General features: G+C 49.2%; 28 protein-coding genes and 1 pseudogene. 27 read left to right on the top strand and 2 right to left on the bottom strand.

The features are described 5' to 3' along the window. The first annotated feature begins 66 nt into the window (after window positions 1–66). From ACTQZS_RS13590 to ACTQZS_RS13690, 21 genes and pseudogenes are all read left to right on the top strand, one after another. A complete protein-coding gene (locus ACTQZS_RS13590) occupies window positions 67–1,125 on the top strand; it encodes a type IIL restriction-modification enzyme MmeI (RefSeq protein ID WP_441476283.1) in 1,059 nt (352 codons plus the stop codon). A gap of 95 nt (window positions 1,126–1,220) precedes the next feature. Then, on the top strand, window positions 1,221–1,592 hold the full coding sequence (locus ACTQZS_RS13595; protein WP_441476310.1) for a DNA methyltransferase: 372 nt from the start codon (window positions 1,221–1,223) through the stop codon (window positions 1,590–1,592). Between the two features lie 10 nt (window positions 1,593–1,602). Continuing rightward, complete coding sequence (locus ACTQZS_RS13600; protein WP_441476284.1) at window positions 1,603–2,862, top strand: type IIL restriction-modification enzyme MmeI; 1,260 nt, start codon at window positions 1,603–1,605, stop codon at window positions 2,860–2,862. A gap of 126 nt (window positions 2,863–2,988) precedes the next feature. Then, entirely contained in the window at window positions 2,989–3,438 is a 450-nt protein-coding gene (locus tag ACTQZS_RS13605) for a hypothetical protein (RefSeq protein WP_441476285.1), read from the top strand. A gap of 92 nt (window positions 3,439–3,530) precedes the next feature. After that, window positions 3,531–4,136 carry a transcriptional repressor LexA gene (gene lexA / locus ACTQZS_RS13610; protein WP_441476286.1) on the top strand — a complete coding sequence of 202 codons (606 nt, stop codon included), beginning with the start codon at window positions 3,531–3,533 and terminating at the stop codon, window positions 4,134–4,136. Window positions 4,137–4,364: 228 nt separating this feature from the next. Beyond that, window positions 4,365–4,631, top strand: a complete 267-nt coding sequence (locus ACTQZS_RS13615) for a hypothetical protein (RefSeq protein WP_441476287.1) — start codon at window positions 4,365–4,367, stop codon at window positions 4,629–4,631. A 1,435-nt stretch (window positions 4,632–6,066) separates the two neighbouring features. Continuing rightward, window positions 6,067–6,798: an RNA polymerase sigma factor gene (locus ACTQZS_RS13620; protein WP_441476288.1), complete on the top strand. Its 732-nt coding sequence runs from the start codon at window positions 6,067–6,069 to the stop codon at window positions 6,796–6,798. A 155-nt stretch (window positions 6,799–6,953) separates the two neighbouring features. After that, window positions 6,954–7,472 carry a DUF7768 domain-containing protein gene (locus ACTQZS_RS13625; protein WP_441476289.1) on the top strand — a complete coding sequence of 173 codons (519 nt, stop codon included), beginning with the start codon at window positions 6,954–6,956 and terminating at the stop codon, window positions 7,470–7,472. A gap of 25 nt (window positions 7,473–7,497) precedes the next feature. Then, window positions 7,498–7,992, top strand: coding sequence for a hypothetical protein (locus tag ACTQZS_RS13630; RefSeq protein WP_441476290.1), 495 nt, complete (start codon window positions 7,498–7,500; stop codon window positions 7,990–7,992). Between the two features lie 21 nt (window positions 7,993–8,013). After that, entirely contained in the window at window positions 8,014–9,282 is a 1,269-nt protein-coding gene (locus tag ACTQZS_RS13635; RefSeq protein WP_441476291.1) for a DUF2800 domain-containing protein, read from the top strand. Window positions 9,283–9,415: 133 nt separating this feature from the next. Further along, window positions 9,416–9,994, top strand: a complete 579-nt coding sequence (locus ACTQZS_RS13640) for a DUF2815 family protein (RefSeq protein ID WP_441476292.1) — start codon at window positions 9,416–9,418, stop codon at window positions 9,992–9,994. A gap of 101 nt (window positions 9,995–10,095) precedes the next feature. Further along, window positions 10,096–12,081 carry a DNA polymerase gene (locus ACTQZS_RS13645; protein ID WP_441476293.1) on the top strand — a complete coding sequence of 662 codons (1,986 nt, stop codon included), beginning with the start codon at window positions 10,096–10,098 and terminating at the stop codon, window positions 12,079–12,081. 198 nt (window positions 12,082–12,279) lie between these two features. Further along, window positions 12,280–12,663, top strand: a complete 384-nt coding sequence (locus ACTQZS_RS13650; RefSeq protein WP_441476294.1) for a hypothetical protein — start codon at window positions 12,280–12,282, stop codon at window positions 12,661–12,663. Continuing rightward, the gene (locus ACTQZS_RS13655; protein WP_441476295.1) at window positions 12,650–12,997 is read left to right on the top strand and encodes a hypothetical protein; all 348 of its coding nucleotides are present in this window, start codon (window positions 12,650–12,652) and stop codon (window positions 12,995–12,997) included. The genes ACTQZS_RS13650 and ACTQZS_RS13655 overlap by 14 nt, the downstream gene beginning before the upstream one ends. 21 nt (window positions 12,998–13,018) lie before the next feature. After that, window positions 13,019–13,264 carry a high-potential iron-sulfur protein gene (locus tag ACTQZS_RS13660; RefSeq protein WP_441476296.1) on the top strand — a complete coding sequence of 82 codons (246 nt, stop codon included), beginning with the start codon at window positions 13,019–13,021 and terminating at the stop codon, window positions 13,262–13,264. Then, on the top strand, window positions 13,261–13,920 hold the full coding sequence (locus ACTQZS_RS13665; RefSeq protein WP_441476297.1) for a VRR-NUC domain-containing protein: 660 nt from the start codon (window positions 13,261–13,263) through the stop codon (window positions 13,918–13,920). The genes ACTQZS_RS13660 and ACTQZS_RS13665 overlap by 4 nt, the downstream gene beginning before the upstream one ends. Continuing rightward, window positions 13,917–15,298: pseudogene (locus tag ACTQZS_RS13670) on the top strand (SNF2-related protein). The gene ACTQZS_RS13665 and the pseudogene ACTQZS_RS13670 overlap by 4 nt, the downstream one beginning before the upstream one ends. A gap of 19 nt (window positions 15,299–15,317) precedes the next feature. Next, window positions 15,318–16,067, top strand: a complete 750-nt coding sequence (locus ACTQZS_RS13675) for a hypothetical protein (RefSeq protein WP_441476298.1) — start codon at window positions 15,318–15,320, stop codon at window positions 16,065–16,067. A gap of 160 nt (window positions 16,068–16,227) precedes the next feature. After that, window positions 16,228–16,719, top strand: a complete 492-nt coding sequence (locus ACTQZS_RS13680) for a hypothetical protein (protein WP_441476299.1) — start codon at window positions 16,228–16,230, stop codon at window positions 16,717–16,719. A gap of 285 nt (window positions 16,720–17,004) precedes the next feature. Further along, entirely contained in the window at window positions 17,005–19,374 is a 2,370-nt protein-coding gene (locus tag ACTQZS_RS13685) for a phage/plasmid primase, P4 family (protein WP_441476300.1), read from the top strand. 364 nt (window positions 19,375–19,738) lie between these two features. Then, a complete protein-coding gene (locus ACTQZS_RS13690) occupies window positions 19,739–20,092 on the top strand; it encodes an HNH endonuclease (protein WP_441476301.1) in 354 nt (117 codons plus the stop codon). 4 nt (window positions 20,093–20,096) lie between these two features. On the opposite strand, the gene ACTQZS_RS13695 is transcribed toward ACTQZS_RS13690, so the two are convergent. Then, window positions 20,097–20,411 (bottom strand): type II toxin-antitoxin system RelE/ParE family toxin, encoded by a 315-nt coding sequence (locus tag ACTQZS_RS13695; RefSeq protein WP_441476302.1) that lies wholly within the window; start codon window positions 20,409–20,411, stop codon window positions 20,097–20,099. After that, window positions 20,398–20,664 (bottom strand): type II toxin-antitoxin system Phd/YefM family antitoxin, encoded by a 267-nt coding sequence (locus ACTQZS_RS13700; RefSeq protein ID WP_441476303.1) that lies wholly within the window; start codon window positions 20,662–20,664, stop codon window positions 20,398–20,400. The genes ACTQZS_RS13695 and ACTQZS_RS13700 overlap by 14 nt, the downstream gene beginning before the upstream one ends. A 522-nt stretch (window positions 20,665–21,186) precedes the next feature. On the opposite strand from ACTQZS_RS13700, the gene ACTQZS_RS13705 reads away from it, so the two are divergent. From ACTQZS_RS13705 to ACTQZS_RS13730, 6 genes are all read left to right on the top strand, one after another. Next, window positions 21,187–22,443, top strand: coding sequence for a site-specific DNA-methyltransferase (locus ACTQZS_RS13705; protein ID WP_441476304.1), 1,257 nt, complete (start codon window positions 21,187–21,189; stop codon window positions 22,441–22,443). A 123-nt stretch (window positions 22,444–22,566) separates the two neighbouring features. Beyond that, window positions 22,567–23,322, top strand: a complete 756-nt coding sequence (locus ACTQZS_RS13710) for a virulence protein (protein ID WP_441476305.1) — start codon at window positions 22,567–22,569, stop codon at window positions 23,320–23,322. Continuing rightward, entirely contained in the window at window positions 23,319–23,543 is a 225-nt protein-coding gene (locus ACTQZS_RS13715; RefSeq protein WP_441476306.1) for a DUF4314 domain-containing protein, read from the top strand. The genes ACTQZS_RS13710 and ACTQZS_RS13715 overlap by 4 nt, the downstream gene beginning before the upstream one ends. A 1-nt stretch (window position 23,544) precedes the next feature. Next, a complete protein-coding gene (locus ACTQZS_RS13720) occupies window positions 23,545–23,724 on the top strand; it encodes a DUF5049 domain-containing protein (protein ID WP_441476307.1) in 180 nt (59 codons plus the stop codon). Window positions 23,725–23,853: 129 nt separating this feature from the next. Then, window positions 23,854–24,288 (top strand): DUF7698 family protein, encoded by a 435-nt coding sequence (locus ACTQZS_RS13725; RefSeq protein ID WP_441476308.1) that lies wholly within the window; start codon window positions 23,854–23,856, stop codon window positions 24,286–24,288. A 177-nt stretch (window positions 24,289–24,465) separates the two neighbouring features. Continuing rightward, window positions 24,466–24,693, top strand: coding sequence for a DUF7678 domain-containing protein (locus ACTQZS_RS13730; protein ID WP_441476309.1), 228 nt, complete (start codon window positions 24,466–24,468; stop codon window positions 24,691–24,693). Window positions 24,694–24,709 lie beyond the last annotated feature (16 nt).

Below are 24,709 nucleotides of genomic sequence, written 5' to 3' on the forward strand. Positions count from 1 at the left end.
GTATGAATAAATAGGATATGGATCAGTATATTGTTTCACATTAAGAATGCACGGGAGATAGGGAATATGACGGACGCTGAGCAGAGAGAGGCTGCACATCAGTTTGTAAATAAGTGGAGAAAAGGCGGAGATGAGAAGCAAGACTGCCATACGTACTGGCTGGGGCTGCTTCAGAACGTCCTCGGGGTTAGCAATGCAATTGATTATATTCAGTTTGAGAAGCCGGTGAAACTACCGGAAAGTGATGGCAAGATTCATACAAGATACATTGATGGATACATATCTGATAAGAAGGTCCTTATTGAGCAGAAAGGAAGCACGCACCCTCTTGATGAAAAAGAGGTCCAGTCCGGTGGAAAGGTGCTTACACCTTATGAGCAGGCAAAAAGGTATAACGACAATCTGCCGTTATCGGAGAAGGCTCGATGGATTGTAACTTGTAATTTTGCTGAGATCTGGATATATGACATGGATATGGTGGTTCCTAAGCCTGACAAGATTTCATTGCCGGATCTGCAGACAAAATTTTCTCTTCTGGATTTTCTTGTTAAGAAGGACGTAAAGCGGTTGTCCCATGAGATGGAGATTTCCATCAAGGCCGGAGATATTGTTGGAAAGTTATATGACGCCTTTATTAAGCAATATAAGGATCCGACCAATGAGCACTCATTAAAGAGTCTGAATGCGCTTTGCGTACGACTTGTCTTCTGCCTATACGCTGAGGATGCTGGAATCTTCGGAGAGCGAGCTATGTTCCATGACTATCTCCAGAGCTTCCGGACGGAGCGCATGAGAAACGCACTTATCGATCTGTTCCGCGTGCTTGACCAGAAGCCGGAAGAAAGAGATCCGTATCTTGAGCCTGAATTAGCAGCTTTTCCTTATGTAAACGGCGGGCTGTTTTCGGATGAGAATATCGAAATTCCGATGTTCACGGATGAGATCAGGGAGCTACTTCTGGTGGAGGCGAGTGAAAACTTCAACTGGTCAGATATCAGCCCGACCATTTTTGGCGCGGTTTTCGAGTCTACACTCAACCCGGAGACAAGACGTTCCGGAGGCATGCACTATACTTCGATCGATAACATTCACAAGGTCATTGACCCGCTGTTCTGGATGATCTGAAAGCAGAATTTAAGGAAATCTGTGCCATCGCGCAGCCGCGGACGAAGAGAAATAAACTGGACGCATTCCAGAAGAAGCTAGCTTCGATTTACTGCCTGGATCCCGCAGCAGGAAGTGGAAACTTCTGCACGGAATCCTATCTGAGTCTTCGCAGACTCGAGAACCAGGTGTTGCAGGAAAAGCAGAACGGACAGATTACGTTTGTTTCCAATAGCCTGAATCCAATCCGGGTGTCGATTCAGCAGTTTTATGGCATTGAGATTAATGATTTTGCGGTAACGGTTGCGAAGACCGCACTTTGGATCGCAGAGTCTCAGATGCTGGAGGAGACAAAGAGCATTCTCTATGGCTTCAATCAGGACTTCCTGCCGCTTAAGACCTATGTGAATATCACAGAGGGGAATGCGCTGCGGCTTGATTGGAATAAGGTCGTGCCGAAAGATAAGCTGATGTATATCATGCAGTAATCCGCCGTTTGTGGGACATCAGTATCGTTCTAAATCGCAAAATACTGATATGGAAATTGCTTTCCATGATTTGAAAAAACACGGAAAATTGGACTATGTGTCTGCTTGGTATAACAAGGCATGCGATTTTATTCAAGGGACAAATATCAAAGTTGCATTTGTTTCTACTAATTCAATTACTCAAGGGGAATCTGTTGGCTTATTATGGAAATTCTTATTTGAAAAAGGCCTTGAGATACAGTTTGCATATCGAACATTTGTATGGGATAGTGAAGCCAATGATAAGGCGCATGTTCATTGTGTGATTATAGGTTTTACGGGATATCATGTGGATGGAAAAAAACTCCTTTTTGTTGAAGATCAGCCACATGAGGCATCCCACATTAATGGATATCTTTTGGATGCGCCAGACGTTTTTATTGAGTCACGAGGACGTCAATTATCCGGCCTGCCAGCAATGAGCAAGGGAAGCCAACCAACAGATGGCGGATTTCTGCTGCTTTCAAAGGAAGAAAGAAAACAGTTGATTCGGAAATATCCTGCATCGGAAGAATTCATAAAGAGATTTGTTGGATCCAGGGATTTGATCAATAACGAGGTGAGGTATTGTCTGTGGCTTAAAGGCGTTGCGCCATCAGCATATCGGAACATTCCACCAATTATGGATAGGATAAAAAAAGTTGAGGAGGTGCGGCTGCAAAGTCCTACCAAATCTGTGAACAAAGATGCTCAGACTCCAATGTTATTTACGCAAATCAGACAGCCAACAACAAATTATCTTGCTGTTCCGGAGGTCTCTTCTCAGAATAGAAGGTATATACCTATAAGTTTTATGTCTCCGGATATCATAGCGAGTAATAAGCTATATTTAGTTCCAGAAGCTACTATGCTCATGTTTGGCATAATGATGTCCAATGCCCATATGGCATGGACACGCGTGGTTTGTGGAAGATTAAAGAGCGATTATAGCTATTCGCCTGCGGTTTACAACAATTTCCCTTGGCCATCTCCTACAAACGAGCAGAAGGCACGCATCGAGCAGACCGCTCAGGGTATCCTCGACGCCCGAGCTCTTTACCCGGACAGTTCTCTCGCTGATCTGTATGATCCTTTAACCATGCCGCCTGAGCTCAGAGAGGCCCACACGGCAAATGATATCGCGGTGATGAAGGCATATGGCTTTTCCACGAAAATGTCAGAAGCAGACTGCGTAGCGGAACTGATGAAGATGTATCAGAAGTTGACGGCAGATGAGAAGACTTCAGAATGAATCAGCGTATCGTCACCAGACTGGATGAATTGCTTCCACAGATTGATGGACTGAAGTAGGTAATGAGTTTGAGTGGATCAATATTCACTGTGAGGCAGTGTTGAACATGAAGCAAGAGGTGTACATATGTCAGATCCCAAACACGGAAACCTAATGAAAATTATCAGAATTACAATCAAGGGAAGTTCCGGATATTGCCCGGTGGATATAGCATTTCAGGATCGTATTTCACTGACACCGCACTCCATCGAATATACCTATAAGCCGTATTATCAAAGTGAGATGAACCGTCCTCGGAAGTGGTTCTATAAGACGGACAGCCCTATATTTGCTGCTCTTTACCATCAGGTTGAGACGCTTCTTCCCCGCTACCTCGATTCGGATGAAAAGCTGATGTACAAGGACCTTGGTATCACAGAGATTATAGTCACATACGAAGACAAAAGCCGTCGAACTGAGAGCTGGTGCTGCCCATCAGTGTGGTTTTCAGAGCTATTTGCCGTGATCAAAAAGATGGTTCCTGCATGTGAGGACGTGCCGGAAGTGTTGGTTACGAACGAGAACGAAGAAGAGTAACATCATTTCAAAATTCCCCATTGACACCCCGGCTTGTCCGGGGTATTATTTTACTTGCAAGTGTAATAAATATTACAGATAGGAAAAATGTCATGCGCCATAAGAACGAGGAGTACTTTGATGTACTGGCGAAATTTATCGAGGACTACTGGGATGAGTATGGTGTATCCCCTACCAACCAGATGGTCGCAGACGGAACGCACCTCTCGACGGCAACCGTCAGTCGATATCTCCAGTACATGAGAAAAAACAATCTGATCGATTATCACGGCCATCAGGGCTATCGGACGAAACGCCAGATGGACAGCCAGACCGGGAAGATCTCTGTTCCTCTCCTTGGGGCTGTGGCCTGTGGTGTTCCGAAACTTGCGGAGGAGAACATCGAGGAGTATGTAGACCTTCCGGTCGTGCTCTTCGGCAGAGGCACGTTTTACCTGCTGCGTGCGGATGGGGATTCGATGGTGAATGCCGGGATTAACACCGGAGACCTGGTCCTCATTCGAAAGCAGGACAGCGCTGAGCCGGGGCAGATCGTGGTGGCGCTCATGGAGACGGAGGCAACGCTCAAGCGCTACTTCCCAGAACCGGAGTTTAACCGGATCCGGCTTCATCCGGAGAACGACCACATGGAGGATATCTACGTTCCGACGTGTGAGATACAGGGGGTGGCCATTAAAGTCATTAAGGATCTGGAGTAGGAGAGATGAAGCAGAGGTGTAACAACAAAAAAGAAGCAGCAGATTAGAAGTAACAGAGACGCAACAGCAACCAAAGTTTATCGTTCAGCAAGATTCGCTACCTTAGCAAAAAACGATGTGTGCAGATCTAATCAGAACAGATGCTGCGCATAAGAACCGTGCGGGATTGCAGCATTTTCAGTCTGACTTTCCCTTTTGGCTGAGAATGTCCATCTATGGAGGAAGCAGATGACATTCAAAGTAGGAGAAAAGGCGTACATTGTCGAAAATCATTCCTATGTGACGCCTGTCGTTATTCTTAGAAGTTATGGAGATTTTTATACCGTCGCTGCCGGCGGGGCAGGCATAAACTTAAGAGCCAGCCGGCTGTTCAAGACGAGAGAGGACGCGGAGAGAACATTACCGGGAAGAAAGAAAACTGTTGCCAGCAAGGCATATGGGAGCAGCGAAACCCCATACGACTACATGGACTATCACAGCCCTTACGGCTTATGAAGAAGGACGGTGGAATCGTATGGATGAGGGAGAGAGAACAATCGCAATCAAATGCCCCTGCTGTAGCCACAGGCTTTTTGACATGAGGACCGATACGCATGGAACAATTAAGATCAAGTGTCCTCGTTGCAAGACGGTTATGGCAGTCATGATGAAAAATAGAATAACGGTTGTACCGAGCAAATAGCCGCGCATAGGTGTGGACGAAATGTGTACCACGTGACCTGCAACATGCAGCGAGCAAAGCCGGACATGTAGTTTGATGATGGAAGGGTGAATATTACCCTTTGGTCACCGGACGCATGTCCGGCTTTTTTTTTGTGCTTTAAACGTCTCGGAGCTTGCTCGACATATCGGCTTCTACAGATTTGCATGCTTACATAAAGAATTTTAGGAGAAGATCACAAAATCAGTTCCCTTGTGTCCGTAAAAGGAAGGAGTGACTGTCCATGAAAAAACTTTAAAAAATCCGCACGTACAGAAATTTTCGCCCAAAAATCGACCATATACATATAGGAAATATAAGGAAAGACTGTTGGTCATCTGTCTGAATTCGAAGGCAGAGGGTTAACAATTACCGGCATCATTCGACTGGACATGAGGAGAGGCTCTTTATATCCGACATGACCGGGAGTTTGCCAGAGGCGGTTGATTTCTATGGCTCTTAGTAGAGGAAGTATTTCATCCCTCCGGCAGCTTTTACTGTACAGAGCCGGATTAATCCAGATGACAGCTGCATATCTTCATCAATCGGAAAATTTGATTTCCTATTTCCGATTTTGCTCTGAATGGTCCGTATATATGTGAGCGGTAACAGCACTGGTCAGTACAGCGAAGAACCTGTGCTGGAAAATGATAGTTTCATCAGAATCTATCATACTTACATAGAATGATGGAATCTCACCTGACGAAATCTCACCCGATGGAGATTTAGAACATTTTTTCAAAATATTTTTATTAAGGACCCGATAAAATGCCCTCTCAAATCTGTATAGGTGTGGGAACGAATATCAGCTGTTTCAAGTCCAGGTTGTTCTTTCCGGCTTGTAGTAGGAAAAACAATCCGGTCAAGAGGGTCAGAACTGTCCGCAATACGAGGAGGAAGAAGCAATGAAGAAAACGGCAAGACCACCGCCCATGTGGTTCACCACATTTATCACGGACACACTTTAAACCCTGTTGCAGGCATGCAGCAGACATAACAAAAACAGAATATCGGCCTAACAAGCGCAGTTGGCAGAGGATTCTCACAAACGGTACCAGAACCAAGGAAAGATTCCGGAAACCGTGGGGAGGAACCCTTTCCTTTTTGCGCTCATTTTTAGGCCTGTAGAAATGGATTCCCTTCTCGGATCACCGTCTGTGAAAGATCGAAGCACCACTCCTTTGCCAATGCGTCTGGGCCATCAGGCCAGAACGGCAAAGGAGATTTTTTATGGTTTCAGTATCGATTTCTATCCATCAGGCGGCAGTACAGACAGCAGCACAGAAAGAGAACACAAACAAGAAGATCAACCAGGCATCGGCATCGATCAGCATCGACATTACGTTGGATGACCTCCTTAAGGCGATCGGCAAGGTGACAAAGCTTGAGAAGACACCGACGGTAAAGATGCTGCGCGAGAATGTCCCGGTCATGGTGAACACGGAAGACTGCGTCGCGTACAAGAACGGCTACGCTTCTTACGACAATGGATCCGGCAGAACTGTTGTGTTCCTTCCGGACTGCAGGGAACACACCTATTACTTTACTCCTCTTAGGGAGAACGAGAAGCAATATCAGAAGCAGAACAACACGGAGAATGCCTTCGGAGCACTTCCCTGGTATTTTGCTGTGATCACGCAGGGCGGTTTTCAGATTGAAGAAAATTCCATGAACCGGAAGGGCGACCGCAAGGGAACAAAGGCGGAGGAAGAAAAAGAGGATGTGGCTTCTTCCTATACGTCGTATCGTTTCCCGAATCCGGAGGAGGAATATATCCGGATGGAGAGCATCGAGGAGGAGCTTTCCAAGCTCACAAGCCAGCAGAGGAAGATCTATCTTCTTTATCATCTGTTTGGATACAAGCAGACGGAAATCGCGGATATTCTGGAGATTTCAAGGGATTCCGTCAAGACACACCTTAAGAGAGCCGAATCCAAGATCAACCGAAAAAATATTTTTTAAATTTTTTGAGAGCCTGTCCCCATTTCGGGTCCTCCCACGACTGTAAGTGTAGGGATCAATCCTATAGCACCTTGGAAGGGAGGACTTGGAATGGATACCTCATAGACATGGATATAGAAAACCGCAGTTCAGCATACACAAGAAAGGATAAGGAAATGAAAAAGAAGACCACAAGTATCCCACACATTTACATCTGTTCAAAGATTCATCCGGATGCAGCGGATCCAGATGAGGCAAGAGTAGAACTTGAGAACAATCTTAAACGTGCCAAGGCTGCCTGCAAGGTCGTTACAGCTCTTGGAGGGGTTCCCATCTGCAGCGCGGTATTCTGCACGCAGTTTCTGAATGAAAATGATCCGGCAGATCGAGCAATCGGATTGATGATCGGAAGAGAGCTTTTAAGAGATGCCGATGAGCTTTGGATTTTCTCAAGGGAGATTTCTGACGGCATGATGGCAGAAATCCGGATCGCCTGCAAGATGGGAATTCCGATCCGCTCTATGGGGGAACCGGACGAAACAGAGGGGATGGACGATCTGGAAGTTACAGATGGTTCGGACAATATCGATGATTCAGATGATGGAGATCTTGAGGCACAGATCAACTTTACTGCCTGCGAAGGAAAGAAATGGCTGAAGCTGATGGAGCTTTTGTCGGATATCGTTGCAGATTGACGAGCATGGGAAAGGAGAGGGCCATATGACAAGTTACAGGATTTTTGTTGAAGCGGAGACCTTCAATGAAGGGTTAAAGGAGACGTTCCGAGGGATTGCAAACATCTTTGATGCTCTGGGCGTGGAGAGAGCCTCCGATGCGTTAAGCCAGATGTCAGAGAAAATTGACAGAGAAAAGCCTGCATCCACGGAAGAGACTGCATCCACGAAAGAGACAGAAAAGTCTGCTCCGGTGTCTATCCCAAAAGAGGCAGTAAAACCCGATCCGGTTGACACACCAGACGATACGGAAAAACCTGCTAACGCGCCTGCTCCGAAAGAAGCAGAGCCGGGTAGTGTGCCTTCTAAGAAGAAGGTCACGATTGAGGATATCACGAAGGTGATCGTCACCAAGATCCGTATGGACCGCAGGAACAACCAGAAGATCGAGGGGCTTCTGCAAAAGTACGGAGTGGCAAGGGTAAGCAAGCTCTCAGAGAATCAGATGTCGGACTTTCTTGCAGATGTCTCGGCGATCTGACATACAGGAAAGGAGAAAGAAATGCCAGATGTACATGCGCTTTTGAGCGCGAGTTCCTCACACCGGTGGCTGAACTGTCCGCCATCGGTAAGGCTGGAGCAGAACTTCCCGGATACCACCTCAGTCTTTGCGGAAGAGGGAACCTTCTGCCACAGCTTAGGGGAAATGAAGATCCGCCACTATCTGCACGAGCCGTGCAAGAGGCCTCAGAGTGAGGAGTTTGACACCGAGGAGATCGAGCAGATCTCAGATACCTATGCACAGTTCGTCATTGAAAAGACAGAGGAGTTCCGGAAGAACAGCGCTCCGCTTCTTATGGTAGAGGAACGGGTCGATTACAGTTTTGTAGCGCCCGGAGGTTTTGGTACTTCGGATGCGGTCATCATTGGCAAGGATCCGGACGGAAGCGGCGTACTTCATATCTGCGATCTGAAGACCGGAAAAGGGGTCTTTGTGGAGGTGCACGACAACTCACAGCTTAAGCTCTATGCCCTCGGTGCGCTTCATGCCTACGAGGATCTGTTCGATATCGACAAGGTCCGGATGAGCATTGTTCAGCCGCGCCTTGACAACATCGCAACGGATGAGATGACAGCGGAGGATCTCAAGGCATGGGGCGAATCGATAAAGCCCATCGCCAAGCTTGCCTATGAGGGCAAAGGAAAGCAGAAACCCGGAGACTGGTGCCGGTTCTGCCGGGCGAAAGCCTCCTGCAAAGCCTGTGCAGATGAAGCTATGGGTCTTGTCCGCGATGAGTTCCTGGATCTGGATGCAAAAGATCCTGCCGTTGAGACAGGTGGCGAAGAAGGAAAGAGCGCCACGATCTTAAAGAGCGTGCCGACCATGAATAGCGCTCCGGTCTTAAAGAGTGCTCCCGTCTTTAAGGAACCAGCGCTTCTTTCCAAAAGCCAGATTGAATCGCTTCTTCCTTCTCTGAACCGGATCTCAAACTGGATCGAGAGCGTGTTTGCTTATGTATCCAGCGAGGCAATCAACCACAACGAGCACTGGGAGGGCTACAAGGTCGTCGAAGGACGATCGAGGAGGCAGTTTACCAATGAGAAGGATGTGGTCGATGCTGCTGCCAAAGCCGGATACACCGATCTTTATAAGAAACAGCTGATGACGCTGACGGAGATTGAAAAGCTCATGGGAAAGAAGAAGTTTGCCGACATTCTGGGCGACTTTGTGGTGAAACCGCCGGGAAAGCTCTCCCTTGTTGAGGACTCGGATCCGAGACCGGCAGTGGATCCTTCTGCTGCAGAGGATGACTTTATTCCGTTCTGCTGATGAAGCAAGGACTTTTATTGATAATGAGAAGCTTTATTAACAAATAACTGAAAACTTTTAGAAATTTTATCGATGTGGTTACTATTGTTCCCTGCCCTTTCGGGCGGGGCATTTTTATAAGGAGATTTGACTTATGGCTAAGAAGTTTAGCGCAACTAGGGTTGTTGTACGCTGCAAAATCAGTTTTGCAAATATCTGGGAGCCGAAGAGCATCAATGGTTCTGATCCGAAGTATTCCGTATCCTGTGTGATTCCGAAATCGGATACCGAGAGTATTGAGAAGATCAAAAGGGCCATCGCGGCTGCCAAGGAGGATGGGAAGGTCCGCAAGTGGGCCGGGAAGATTCCTGCCAATCTGAAGGAGCCGCTTCGCGATGGTGATATTGACCGCCCGGATGATGAGGGGTACGCGAACAGCTATTTCATCAATGCCAATTCGAAAGATGCACCGCAGATCGTGGACCGTCAGGTGAATCCGATTATGGATCCGATGGAAGTCTACTCCGGATGTATCTGCAACGTGAGTATCAACTTTTATCCGTTCAATGCAAACGGAAACCGTGGAGTCGCTGCAGGCCTTGGCAACATTCAGAAGGTCGAGGATGGTGAGCGTCTTTCCGGGAGAGCTTCGGCCAGTGCGGATTTTGAGGTAATGGGCGATGGCGAAGACGATGTCGAAGGCGGAGATGATGTCCTTCCGGATTACATCTGATGCGATCCGACGTCCGTGATCCGACAGCGCGTTATCAACCAATGAGTGTGATGGTAGGAGGGGCAAAAAGAGCTCCTCCTTTTTTGAAAGGAACGAGATAGATGGAAGAAACAAAAGAAACACAGGAGACACATCATAAGATCTTAGGAATCGATTTGGAGACCTATTCCTCCGTCGATCTTGGAAAGTGCGGTCTTTACAAATACGTGGAGTCGGATGATTTTGAGATCCTGCTCTTTGCCTATGCCTTTGATGACGACGAGGTGCAGGTGGTGGATATGGCGTCCGGAGAAGAGGTGCCGGAGGAGGTTTTGAACGCCATTGAGGATCCATCCATTATTAAGGCCGCATGGAACGCGGCTTTTGAGAGGAGGTGTCTTGGAAAGCTGCTGGGGCATGTCTTATCCCCGGACTGCTGGAGATGTTCGATGGTGCATGCGGCAGAACTTTCGCTTCCACTATCTCTTAAGAACGCGGCAATGGTGCTGAAGACCGGAGAGCAGAAGGAACGCGCCGGGGAAGCTCTAATCCGGAAGTTCTCGGTTCCGAGAAAGCCGACCAAGACGAATCCATCCACAAGGTGGTATCCAAAGGACGACCCGGAAGCATGGGAGATGTTCAAGTCCTACTGCAAGCAGGACGTCCGGACAGAACGGGATATCCGCAAGTATCTGGAGCGGTTTCCGCTTCCAGACTTTGAGTGGGACTTCTACCACATGGATCAGCGCATCAATGATCTGGGCGTTCGGATCGACCAGGAGTTGGTGGAGAAGGCGATCGAGTGTGATCTGGCCTTGTCCGAGGCCATGACCGATAAAGCTTATCAGCTAACGGGTCTTTCGAATCCGAACTCTGTCTCTCAGCTAAAGTCGTGGCTCATGGAGCGAGGAATCGAGGCTCCCTCTCTTGGAAAGAAAGAGGTACAGAAGCTGATCGGGGATCTGGATAAAAACGGATGCGATGAAGAGGCCCTTGATGTCTTAAAGCTCCGCCTCCGGATGGCAAAATCATCGGTCAAGAAATACCAGGCAGCCGATCGGTGTGTCACCAAGGACGGAAGAGCACACGGGCTTTTTCAATTTTACGGAGCCAACCGAACCGGACGATGGGCAGGGCGCATCCTGCAATTACAAAATCTCAGAAGAAACGACATCAGCACTTTGAACGAAGCCAGAGACCTGATCAAGATGGGTGCCTTTGACATGGTCGAGTCGATCTATGACAACACTCCGGAGATCTTGTCGCAGCTCATCCGGACCATGCTGATTCCGGCAGATGGGTGCGGTTTTGTGGTTGCTGATTTTTCTGCGATTGAGGCGAGAGTTCTTGCCTGGGAAGCCGGTGAGGAGTTTACGCTTAAGGCTTTCCGGGAGGGCAAAGATTTGTACTGTGCCGTTGCCTCTGCCATGTTCCATGTTCCGGTCGTCAAGCATGGCATCAATGGAGAACTCCGGCAGAAAGGAAAGATAGCGACGCTGGCCTGTGGATACCAGGGCGGTGTCGGGGCCTTGAAGGCGATGGGCGCTCTCGATATGGGCCTTAAGGAATCCGAACTTCCGGATATCATCACGAACTGGCGAAATGCCAATCCCCATGTGGTGCAGTACTGGTGGGACGTGGAGCAGGCTGCGATTGATACGGTCACGGACTATATCCCGAGGAGAGTCGGGAAGATCAAGTTCATCTGCCGGGATCATACGCTGTGGATTCGTCTTCCGTCCGGAAGAAAGCTGGCTTATCGGAATCCGAAACTTTTGCGGAATCAGTACGGCAGGCTTTCTCTTTCTTTTGAGGGAATCGGGCTCAATAACCACTGGCAGAGACAGGAAACCTATGGAGGCAAGATAGTCGAGAACTGCACCCAGGCGATCGCCAGGGACATCCTTGCCGAGGCCATGCTCCGGATGCAGAAAGCAGGACTTCGCATTGTCGGTCATGTGCATGATGAGGCGATCGTTGAGGTCCCGAAAGACACCTGGACAGTGGAGGAAGTCAGTGATCTGATGTCGAAGAATCCACCCTGGTGCCCGGACATTCCCTTAAAGGCTGCTGGCTATGCGGCGCCAGACTTCTATTTCAAGGATTAACAGATTTGTATGTGAGATAAAACGGTTCGCATTTAACACAAGACGAGGTTACAGGCTGTGGGTTTCCGCGGCCTTTTTTGTATGCAGGAAATCGAGAGTTAAGAAATCGCGAGTAATGCGTGGGATCGCGAGAAATGGCTATAGGCCACGAGGAACTGCAAGAACTAACAAGAAAGAAATGGAGGAAGAGAGAAAGAGATGATTAGAACGATGCTCGGGACCGTTCCGATGTCGAAGATGCCAGTCTGCACAAGGCATCCGGACTGCCATGCATATCACTATGGGCATTGTACCGCACTGTACGATACGAATTTCGGTAATAAAGACTGTCCGTTCTACAGAAACGCCCTTCTTAATCAAAAGGAACAGGAGGACTGTTTTCAGAAGCTTATAGACTCCGGCAGGACGGATCTCATCAAGCTCTATCTTAAGACGCTGATAGAACTTGGAATCGTCGATGCGGCAGATTGTGGCATGGAAGACGACGAAATGGCACTTCTTGATTTTGAAGAAACCTGCCGCAGGGAGCTTATAACAGAAACACAGATGGAGGATGGAGGGTGGAACGATGAAGAAGAATAAGACGGTGACCGTTTTCTCTACATCGGATTCTGAAAAAGGAAGCCCCACAGGGATCTATGAGAATTACCAGCAGCTGGCGCTTGCCGTTGTCGGGCAGGCCTACAAGGACTATGAGGCGACATTACGGAAACTCTATCGGCATCCTAGAGGAAAAGAGAAGGTTGCGCTGCTCTTGGATAAAAGGGAACTCGATACCTTTTTTCACTCAGCATGGTTTGAGATGCTGACAGACCTGGATGGGGACTACTTACTCCGTGGAGTGAAAGAGAAAGCCATGGGCAAGGAGAAGGAACGGATTCGCAGAGAGATTCGGAAAAAACTTCGAGGGTGGTAATCAAAGAGGGAGGTGATCAGCATGGACGAGAGAACACCGTATTTTGAAAGACGGAATCGGGAGATGGACTTGGAACAGGAAACGGATACCTATGACCAGAGCTGCGATAGCTGCCGCTTTTATCAGTATGACGATGAAAAGAACCACTTCTTCTGCGGCAATGTGGCATCAGAAGCATACAGAAAGATTCCTAGAGGGCATTGGTGCTGGGCGTGGAAGAAGCAGACCAAAGCGCAGAGGAGATGGAATCAGGAGGAGAACCTATGAAAAATATGAACCAGAAAAAGAAAAACAAGCGGGAGGACGAGGGAAATGCTCGGAGATCTGAGCCGATGCGGGAATCCGTTATAGAGCACGCCTTTGTCCGTGCCGTTTTAGATGCAGGCGGGATGGCTTACAAGCTGAACTCGCAGACAGCTAATGGGTTGCCAGACCGGATGGTTTTGTTCTTTCCCGGGAAGTGCGTCTTTGTGGAGCTCAAGGCGCCAAAGAAAATGCTCCGTCCCCTGCAGAAGAAGCGAAGACTCGAGCTGGAGAGTCTTGGTTTTCCGGTTCTTTGTATCAACTCGTTGACGCAGATCCGGCCAGTGATCCGGGCCATTCTGAGCTGGACACCGGGACAGAGGTTTCCGGAGGGCATCGGAGCTTCGATCCCGGAGATGAAGCGCTACTATGTGCCGAAGTTCTCGGATATGAGTTCCGCTGATATCACGCGTATCACGACATTGGATCCAAAAGACTTTGAGGAGACAAACCTGGAGAACCAAGAGAAAGCGGATCCGGAGAACCAAGAGAAAACGGATCCGAGAGGCGTGGAGCAGACAGACCTTGAGGAGATAGACCCGTGGAACGATGAGATGAATTCGAATGACGGTGAGAGGGTAGATCCGATAGACCTTGAGAAGGGAGGTGATGCCGAATGAAGTTCATACCACACAAGTATCAGAGCCATGCTGTCCGGTTTATTGAAGAACACAAGGAAGCTGCACTGTTCTTGGATATGGGCTTGGGCTGAGCAAGACGGTGATCACACTGACCGCGATCCGTGATCTGCTTTTGGATAGTCTGGAAGTGACAAAGGTTCTGGTCATCGCGCCTCTGCGCGTTGCAAGGGACACCTGGCCTGCTGAGATCCGGAAATGGGATCATCTTAAAGATCTCACGTATTCCGTTGTCGTTGGAGATACGAAGACCCGTCTTGCGGCGGTCTCGGTACCTGCCATGATCTACATCATCAACCGGGAAAACGTGCAGTGGCTGGCGGAGTATTACGAGAAGAACGGACGTCATTTCGATTTTGACATGATCGTGATCGACGAGCTCTCCTCATTTAAGAACCATAACTCGAAACGGTTTCGCTATCTTCGAAAGATGCGTCCCTATGCCAAGCGGATGGTGGGATTGACCGGAACGCCGACTTCGAATGGGCTTATGGATCTGTGGGCGGAGATCGGCATCCTGGATGGAGGCAAACGGCTGGGACGTTTTATCGGAAGGTATCGGGAGGCCTACTTTAAAGCCGGGGCTATGAATCCTGCTACCGGGATCGTGTTCAGCTATGTCCCGAGGGATGGCGCAGAGGAGCTGATCTATCAGAAGATCTCGGATATGACCATTTCCATGAAGGCGCTCGACTATCTGGATATGCCGAAGTGTATCTATACCCGTCATGAAGTGGAGATGAACGCAAAGGAGCAAAAACTTTATGACACCATGAAGAAAGATCTGATCCTTCCGCTGGATGACGGGAACATTGATGCAGCCAATGCAGCGGCGCTTTCAGGAAAGTTACTGCAGATGGCAAACGGTGCCGTCTATGATGATGATGGAAATACCCGTGTGATCCACAATAGGAAGCTCGATGCACTGGATGATCTGATCGAGTCTGCCAATGGGCAAAATGTGCTCATTGCCTTCTGGTTTAAGCATGACAGGGATCGGATCCTGCAGCATCTGAGGGCGGAGGGAATGGAACCAAGAGAAATCCGCGATTCCAAAGATATCGAAGATTGGAACAAGGGCTGCATACAAGTGGCGCTTATCCATCCGGCATCTGCAGGACATGGCCTGAACATCCAGGAAGGCGGACACATCCTAATTTGGGTTGGGCTTACATGGAGCCTTGAGCTATATCAACAAATGATCGGTCGCCTCTGGAGACAGGGACAGAAGGAGGTTGTGACGGTCCACCACATCATCTGTAAGGGAACTGTCGATGAGGACGTCATGCGCGCGCTGGAGCATAAGGACGTTACACAGGAGAAGTTGATTGCTGCCGTAAAGGCAAGACTCAAGAAATGAAGCAAAGGAGGAGACGGCAGTGTTTTGTTCTACAAAGGTGAAGGAAAAGGGTTCGCATTTGACACAAAATGTACCGCAACCTGATGGACAAAAAGCAGGAAAGGCGATTGGACAAGCTGCGTCACCGGCAGATGAACAAGCTGCGTCACCGGCAGATGGACAAGCTGTAGCTCAGGCTGCAGAAAAGGATGAGAACATCAATGCCAGCCTGGACTATTACAGAGCAGCGGCATATCTTGCTAAGAACTATTCTGCTCTGCTTTCTCGAAAAGAAGAACTGGAGCAGCTGGCGGCGCTGGGACCCGTTACCATCACAAAAGAGGATGCCATTGCAGAGCTCAGTACGATCGGTGGGATCCGCTATGACACAGAACACGTGCAGTCCTCTTCCCTGAGTAATGCTCCGGAGCGGATTGCGCTGCTTCTTGATCACGGATATGTAGAGAGCCGGAACCATGAATTCTCTTTGATGTATGACCGTGAGGTGCGCGAACTTGCCTTTGTGAACTGGATGCTTTCGGTGATTCAGACGTCGATGAAGGAACGTATGGACTCCTTGGAAAGGGGTGTGTTTCTCAGATATTTTGGAAAACATCTGTCCCTTCGACAGATCCAGAGTTTAAGGAAAAGGCATATCAGCAGGAGGAGCATTGCATCGGCAAAAGACAGGTCGGTTGGACGAATCCGTGCAGAGCTGATGGCAAGGTCGGGATTGATGGAAGAACAGGATTACCTTCGGCAGCTGATGCTTGATGCCGGAGCGTCTTAATGATGCCGGAGCGTATTGATGCTTGAAGCTAGAGCGTCTGGCTGATGTCAGAGCATTGGGTGATGTCAGAGCGTTGGACCTTGTTCAGAGCTTCTGGACATTGTTCAGAGGTACATCAGACGTCGGATCTGCAGACAGAGAAAGGAGATACTTGAACAACATGAGCAGAAAAAAGTTAGAGCCGGTTTCAGCTAAGGTCCGGGCTGTCATCCGGAAGGAGACGCGTCGGTATTCGTACCTGGGGCTGCAGGACCTGTGCCGCGTTGTGGAGCGTTATCGACCTACGCTTTTGATTCAGGCAGGAGTCGATCAGAGCTTATATGACACGGATGGTACGGTTATCTACAATGAAAGTATCGTGTCCTGTTTTACCGAGGAAGACCGTTTCCTGATTGAGGACTATGTTCTTGGCAAGATGATGTTGTATTTCCTTCCGCAGAGTATTGCATCCATGCCTTCAGAAACGATGAAAGAGGTGGCAGAGGATACGCTGCTGCGGCGAATCAGTTGTAAGGACTATGCGGCAGAGCATCACGTATCGGTTCGTGCAGTTCAGAAGGAAAAACGGCGTGTTCTTGATTATATGGTTCGTTTTTGCTTTCAAAACGGGACAGTGAAAAGTGCTATCCTTAAAGTAGCGAATCGAAAGTAACCGGACAGGAAAATGGGCAGGAATACGGACAGGTAAGCGGACAGTCAACCGGACAGGTAATCGGATAGAAATACGGACAGGCAAATGGACAGGTAAACGGTGGGAACCGTGCCTGTCTTTTTTTGTGCTGAAAATCTGCTTGCATCCAAGGATCCGGCTAAACGCAAGTGAGGGAGACTTACAGCAAAAGCATCAACAAAGAGGATCACAACAATGTCAACAACGGCGATTTACAAGAAGTGGTGATTCACAGCAAGTGGTGATTACAACGAGGGAGGTTTTTAGATGCAGTTTGATTTATACGTTTCCAGAAAAAGACAGAACCGGATGAACTGTTCTTATCCGGATAAGGTGACGATTCATTCTCCGGAGGAGCTTCAGAAGGCGATGAAGTACGATTTTGTATGCGCTAGGTACAAGAACAATTACCGGAAGAACGATAACTTTCTTTCTACGGATATCGGCTTCTGGGATTGTGACAACAGCGGTGAGGATGACCCGTCGTCTTGGGTGACACCAGAAAAAGTGGCGGAGATTTTCAAGAATGTGTCATTTGTCATCATGCCGAGCCGACACCACATGCTTCCGAAAAAGAATGAGTCAGCGCGTCCCCGGTTCCACATGATCGCAATGATCCATCCTGTGGCATCGTATGAGGATTACCGGAATCTTAAGGCAGAAGTCCAGAAGCGCTTTCCGTTCTTTGACCAGGGCGCTGTGGATGCGGCGCGCTTTGTCTACGGATGCGATTGCGATCTCTCTGACATCATCTGGAATGAAGGCACGATGACCATGGATGAGTTTTTGCTTCATCAAAGAGAACCGAGGGGAGAGGTATTTTCTATCATCCCAGAGGGCAGACGCAACGCCACCCTCAGCCGGTTTGCCGGACGTGTGGTCAAGAGGTTCGGATGCGACGAGGCTGCCCATCAGGTGTTTCTTTCTGAGGCTGATAAATGTGAACCGCCGCTTCCGGATAGCGAGCTCTCGATGATCTGGCACTCAGCCTGCAGTTTTGGCAAGAAGATAGCCGCCCAACCGGGTTACGTCTCACCGGAGGAGTACAACGGATCTGAGTTTGAAAACCTGGATGTCCGGCACCAGGATGGTAACAGCACAGGCATGGACACAGGAAAGGATACCATGCCCGCGCACGGGATTGCCAAGATTGGTTCCTTGCGGCCATCCGACTACACTGATATCGGCCAGGCCAAGGCACTCGCAGCAGAATATGGCAATGAGCTTCGCTTCAACCCGTCCACAGACTTTCTCCGATATGACGGTGCATGCTGGCAGGAGTCGAAAGAGCTGGCACTGGGCGCGACGATTGAGTTTACGGATCTGCAACTGGCAGATGCATCCATGCTGGTGTTTCAGAGGAAGAACGAACTTTTAAACTCCGGGATCGACATCGATACAATGAAGGAGACTCAGAAGAAGAAAAAGAAGAATCCGAACGCAGACACTGGTGTGAGTGATGAACAGATGAAGCTGTTCATCGATTACGAAGATGCAGTCAGCTATGAGTCGTTTGTCATGGGGCGCAGGAACTGGAAATACGTCAAAGCAGCCATGGATACCAGTAAAGCCCTTCTTCCAATCGATCTGAAAAACCTGGATCAGAATGAGTACCTTTTGAACACACCGGAGGCGACCTACGATCTCCGGTTTGGCGTTCAGGGAAAACTTGACCACAATCCGCAGGACTATATCACAAAGATGACCGAGGTGGATCCGGGCGATCAGGGATCAGAACTCTGGCTGGATACGCTGAATAAGATCTTTCTTGGGGACAAGGATCTCATCGATTATGTTCAGCAGGTGGTTGGACTTGCTGCCATCGGAAAAGTGTACCAGGAAGCGCTCATCATTGCCTATGGTGGAGGTCGGAATGGTAAGTCTACTTTCTGGAACACGATCAGCCATGTGCTTGGAACATATGCAGGCAGACTGTCTGCGGATACTCTGACGGTTGGATGCCGTAGAAATGTGAAGCCGGAGCTGGCCGAGACCTTTGGTAAGCGGCTCATCATTGCCGCCGAGCTTGAGGAAGGAACGAGACTCAACACATCCATCGTCAAGCAGATCTGTAGTACGGATGATGTGTTTGCGGAGAAGAAGTACAAGGATCCGTTCTTCTTTACCCCGACGCACACTGTCATCCTTTATACCAACCATCTGCCAAGAGTTGGCGCTACCGATGACGGTACCTGGAGAAGACTGATTGTCATTCCGTTTAAGGCGAAGTTTGAGAAGGAGAACGATACCAAGAACTTTGCCTCGGTTCTGTTTGACCAGGCAGGCCCGGCGATTTTGAAGTGGATCATGGAAGGGGCAAAGATCGTCATAGAAAAGGACCATAAGATTGAGGAACCGAAGGTGGTCAAGGATGCGATTGCCGAGTACCGGGAGCAGAATAACTGGATGCAGCAGTTTCTGATGGATTGCTGCGAGGTGGAAGACGATCCAACGGTTGAGGTGAAATCCGGAGAACTTTATCAGACCTACAGGGAGTACTGTATCAGAATGGGTGAATTCTGCCGGAGCACGACGGACTTTTATTCCGAGCTGGAGCATAGTGGCTTTATGAAGCACAGGACGAATAAAGGCGTATTTGTTCGTGGCCTTCGTCTGAAGGTAGAAGAATTCCAGTAAAGTAATAAAGGGGATTCGTTGTTTTGCATGGGAGTGTGTAGGTCGTGGAGGTCTCTTACTAAACTTCCTTATAGGGATTTTTTCAATAAAAAAGCCTATAGAGAAGTTATATAGGAGACGTTCACGACCTACACACATCATCATGATGCGGTTCGATATTTTTTAATGATGGATCCGTAGCGCTGAACAGGAAAATAAAAGGTTCGTTTTTGCCTCAAAAACGGGACAGTCAGGTGTGCTATTATTATAATAAGCCGAAAGGCAAAGGAAGATCGCACGATGTATATGAAGCATCTGTTGTAGAAATACAGCAGGTGCTTTTTTGATAAGAATCGTATGAAGTGAAGGAGGTGGAGTGATGCCGATGAAACCAAAAGTACCCTGCAGGCACCTCGGCTGTGCAGAACTGGTAGAGGCCGGACAGAAGTACTGTGAGAAACACAAGAGGATGCATCCGGAAGAAATACGGTCTGCTGCGGCACGAGGATACAACAGCCGATGGAGACGGGAGAGCAAGAAGTTCTTGCAGCTTCATCCACTCTGCGAGGAGTGCCTGCGACATGGCATCGCTACTCCCGCGACGGTTGTAGATCACATCGTTCCACATCGAGGAGACCTGAAGCTCTTCTGGGACAGATCGAACTGGCAGGCACTGTGCAAGAAGTGCCACGACAGGAAGACCGGAAGAGAGGACAGCCACCCGGTTTACCATTATTAAGCGATCAATCGTTGAGTAGTTTATCCAGATCTCTCTTGGAATACAGAACGCGGCGTACCTCCATGGTGTCATTGATGACAACATAGAATACAGAAAAGTTTCTGACGTTGATTCTGTAATACGGATGCGGTCGTTTCTTGGATGAGCGAAACGGCGCAAACGACAACGGTGCCTCAAGACGTTTGTTTATTGCTGATTCGATGTCACCGACCAGACGATCTGCAGCGCTGGGGTTCTGAAGATCTGTTGTGATGTAATCCACAATCTCATTCAGATCTTCTTCAAAAAGGGGAAGAAATGACAGCTTATACTTTTTCACGGATGCGGCTCCTTACTCTGCTAAAGACTTCTTCTTCGGAGTACCGCTTGTCAGATTTCGCGGCTGCTTCATCGGCTTCGTCAAGCTTACGCTCTGTGTCGTCAGTTAGCGCGGAGTACTGGTCGATGCTTAACAGGACCATGGTGCCATAACCGTTCTTTGTGAGAAAGATGGGCTCATTAGATTCCATGACGGTTTCTTCAAGTTCAGGGAACTTGTTTCTGAGGTCAGATACGGGACGAATGTTAATCATAATAATTCCTCCTTTACTATCAGCATAATATCATAATATTATCATGATTACAAGAAGAAAGCGGGGCGGGGGAGATATAAATCTCTCGGCTGAAACCAGCTGGAGACCGGCGCTCCCTCTTGCGTTGATTTCCGCGAAATTGATACCCCGGGGTCAGACGGCCGCCGGACGGGTCCCGGAAAGGTACATTTCACGTGCAATATCCGCATAGAATGCGGATTTGTTTGAAAAATTGATAACATTTACAGGCAGTGTTGGGGCAAGATCCGCCACTGCTTTTTTCATGCCCAGAAGTCCTTTGTTTCCAAGGCCTCGGGCATTTTTGCGGACAGGAGAACAGTATGGAAGACATCGAAAGAAAGCAGGATCTTTCCCTGTTCCTCGAGTCCTGTGCGAAGCGGTTCTGTCCGGAGTGTGGGAAGCCGATCGAAGTGAATCGGCGAGGCAGGCCCAGGTGCTTCTGCAGTAACCGCTGCCGCTGGGCATTCAACAAGAGGATGGAACGGGAAAGGAGAAGAGAACGTGAAGACAGCAACGTTAAAAACAATACCAGTGAAGGATCTGAAACCGGCAGCCTACAACCCGAGAAAGAAACTGAAGCCGGGCGATAAAGAATACGAGAAGATCAAGAACTCCATTCAGGAGTTTGGCTTTGCGGATCCTTTGGTTGTGAATGCCGATATGACGATCATCGGAGGACATCAGCGTTTGACGGTAGCAAAGGATCTCGGTTATACAGAAGTTCCCTGTGCAGTCGTCGACATCGATAAAACCAGAGAGAAGGCGTTAAACATCGCGCTCAACAAGATCACCGGTGCGTGGGATGAAAACCTACTTGCCGATCTTCTCCACGATCTTGAGGCGAGCGACTTCAACACGGCGCTCACCGGCTTCGAGCCTCCGGAGATGGAGCAGCTCTTCAATAAGGTGTGCGATAAAGAGGTGGAAGAAGATAGCTTTGATGTGGATGAGGAACTCAAGAAGCCGACCATGAGTAAGCCCGGCGATATGTGGTTTCTTGGAAAGCACAAAGTCTTCTGTGGGGATTCCACCAATGAAGAGAACTATGTTGCTTTGATGGATGGTCAGAAGGCAAATCTGGTACTGACCGATCCTCCGTATAACGTAGACGTCGAAGAAACAGCAGGGAAGATCCTGAATGACAACATGGCCGACGAGGACTTCTACAAGTTCCTGCTTGCTGCCTATACCTGCATGCATGACAACCTCGCCGATGACGGTTCCATCTACGTATTCCATGCAGATACGGAGGGACTGAACTTCCGCAGGGCATTTGCGGATGCAGGCTTCTATCTTTCCGGCTGCTGCATCTGGAAAAAGAACGCACTGGTCCTGGGACGCTCTCCCTACCAGTGGCAGCATGAGCCATGCCTGTTTGGCTGGAAGAAGGGCGGGAGGCATGAGTGGTACTCGGACCGGAAGCAGACCACCATCTGGGAGTACGATCGTCCGAAAGCCTCAAAGGATCATCCGACGATGAAGCCGGTGCAACTGATGGCGTATCCAATCCGGAACTCCTCGATGACAAACGGAATCGTTCTGGATCCCTTCCTTGGATCCGGCTCCACCCTGATTGCCTGTGAGCAGACCGACCGGATTTGTCGAGGCATTGAGCTGGATCCTAAGTTTGTGGATGTCATCGTAAAGCGCTACGTCGAACAGGTCGGAAACTCCGATGATGCGTATGTACTTCGTGACGGCCAGAAGCTCACGTTCGATGAAGCGATTGCGGCGATGCCGAAGGAGGAGAGCGCATAAGCAGGTATACACATCCGCCAAAAGCTCTGCCCGATCTTTGTTCATAATTCCTGCCAGTATGAGTTGCTATTCCGGTGCTCCTGAGTGATGTATGTACTACCAAAAGAAAAGGAGGCACATGCCATGAAAGCAAACTACAACCTGACAGGAACTAAGAGAAAAGAGCTGGTGCATGCGATCGAGGAGATCACCGGAGATAAAGCACAGTACATGCGGATGCCGACCTGCGCCTACGAGATCGGAGACATCACGGTTGACAAGGACGGCGGGGTAAGCTGCAGCGATGAGGAGAAGATGCAGATGGTGATGAAAGCATTGAACGAGAAGGGATTCACCGCGGAGGGTGAGCAGGAAGATGGCAAAGCAGAACAACCTGAGCAGGAAAGTACCACCGATCAGGAAGCCACCACAGAGCAGGAACCCTCCACCGAGGAAGAGAAGGAGTCTTCCAACCTGGACAAGAACGAGCCGGCGCTGACGATCAGCCTTCCGCTTGCATCCGCAAACGTCGGAACGCTTATGAACCTGATCAGCGCGAAGGAGAGCCTCATCAAGAAGGCGCTCGGGATCACCAACACCCGGATCAACATCACGGATGAGAAGATCGAGTTCCCCTGGTTCGACCGGGAACTGACGCCGGAAGAGACAAACGCCTACCTGCTTTTTCTCACCCAGCTTTGTAAGCTCTCGAAGGAGCTGAAGCACGCAAGCAGCAAGCCGGTAGAGACCGACAATGAAAAGTACGCCTTCCGCACCTGGCTCCTTCGGATGGGCTTCATTGGACCGGACTTTAAGAAAGCACGGAAGATCCTATTGAAGAACCTCTCCGGAAGCTCCGCCTTCCGAAACGGCGCTCCAACAAAGGAGGTGGAAGCATGAAGCTAATCAGACCAGAGGAGTTTGAAGAGCTCCGCAAGATCTATCCGAACGGCACCCGTGTGGAGCTTCTTCAGATGGATGATATCCAGGCACCGCCAATCGGCACAAAAGGAACCGTCTATGGTGTCGATGACACGGGATCCTTGCTTGTCCACTGGGATAACGGTTCAGGACTAAGTGTGATCTATGGCGAGGACATCGTGCGGAAGGTGGTGGACTGATATGGATGAGAAGATCAGGAAACAGATTATTGCGATTCGAGACAGCGGCCTTACGAACATGTTCGACCTGCCCTACGTGCAGCGCCTCGCCTTCGACCGGAACTACTACGATCTGGTGCTCTTTATTGAGGAGCACCGGGACGAATACGTCCGCTTTATTCTCCATGGAGATGTCAGATAAGCACAGGATTTTCGGTACATATTTGTGCAGGTTATGAGGCTTATTTCCTTGCTATAGTTCGCCTGCAGAGTGATATATGTACATGCCAAAGGAAAAGGCAAACAAGCACAAAGCAAGGAGGACAAAGCCATGACGAACATTTTTGAAGAAACCTACAACACCATCGCAGAAGCAAAGAAAGCCTACAAGGCAGCCACCACCGCAGAGGAGAGGGACACCGCAAGGGATACGGCGAAGGCAGCTGAGGATCGGATCATTGAGATGGGCGACATCGCCTGCAAGATCTGGAGGGCTTACGAGAAATCAAGAGACAACGAGAACGAGATCCTCGACTTCGACGACATCATCTGGGACCGGGATGTGGAAGCCCTCACCGCCTGCATGAAGGAGAACGGCATCAAGGCCTTCACCTACTCTTGCCGGGCAACCGATGCGGTCGAGACGCTTTGGCTTTTTAAAGAGGCAGGCTGCACGATCGGCGAGATGGTTGAGGTCAACCTCCGGAAGGACTTTTTCGGCAAAGGCTATGAGAAGGGCCACGCCTTCAGGATGACCCTGGACTAAAGAACCAAGGGAGGAAGCCCCGCAAAAGGGGCCTCTTCCTCGTACAAAATCCACAGATTCCGGGGCTGATCTTTGTGACATATATCCGGCGGATCTCCTTGCTACATAAGTCTTGCAGAGTGATATATGTACATGCCAAAGGAAAAGGGCGCACAAAGAAAACGGAGGAAAAAGACCATGTGGCACAAGGGAAGCATCAAAATTAAAAGCCAGATATTCACCTACAGCGCGAAGGTCTACGGGCATCCGAGCGAGGACTACGGAATCGACGGCGGCAAGATCAGCAAGCTTGAGATCCGCTTCGGAGGAATCCCGGTTGCAAGATACGACAGAGGCTGGGACATCGAGCCGGAGACAGAAAACGCGCAGCTTGCGCTTCTTATCATCCTGTACGATCTAAACTGACAAGAAGGCGCTGAAC

This window comes from Bilifractor sp. LCP19S3_H10 (assembly GCF_052119185.1).
GTDB lineage: Bacteria > Bacillota > Clostridia > Lachnospirales > Lachnospiraceae > Bilifractor.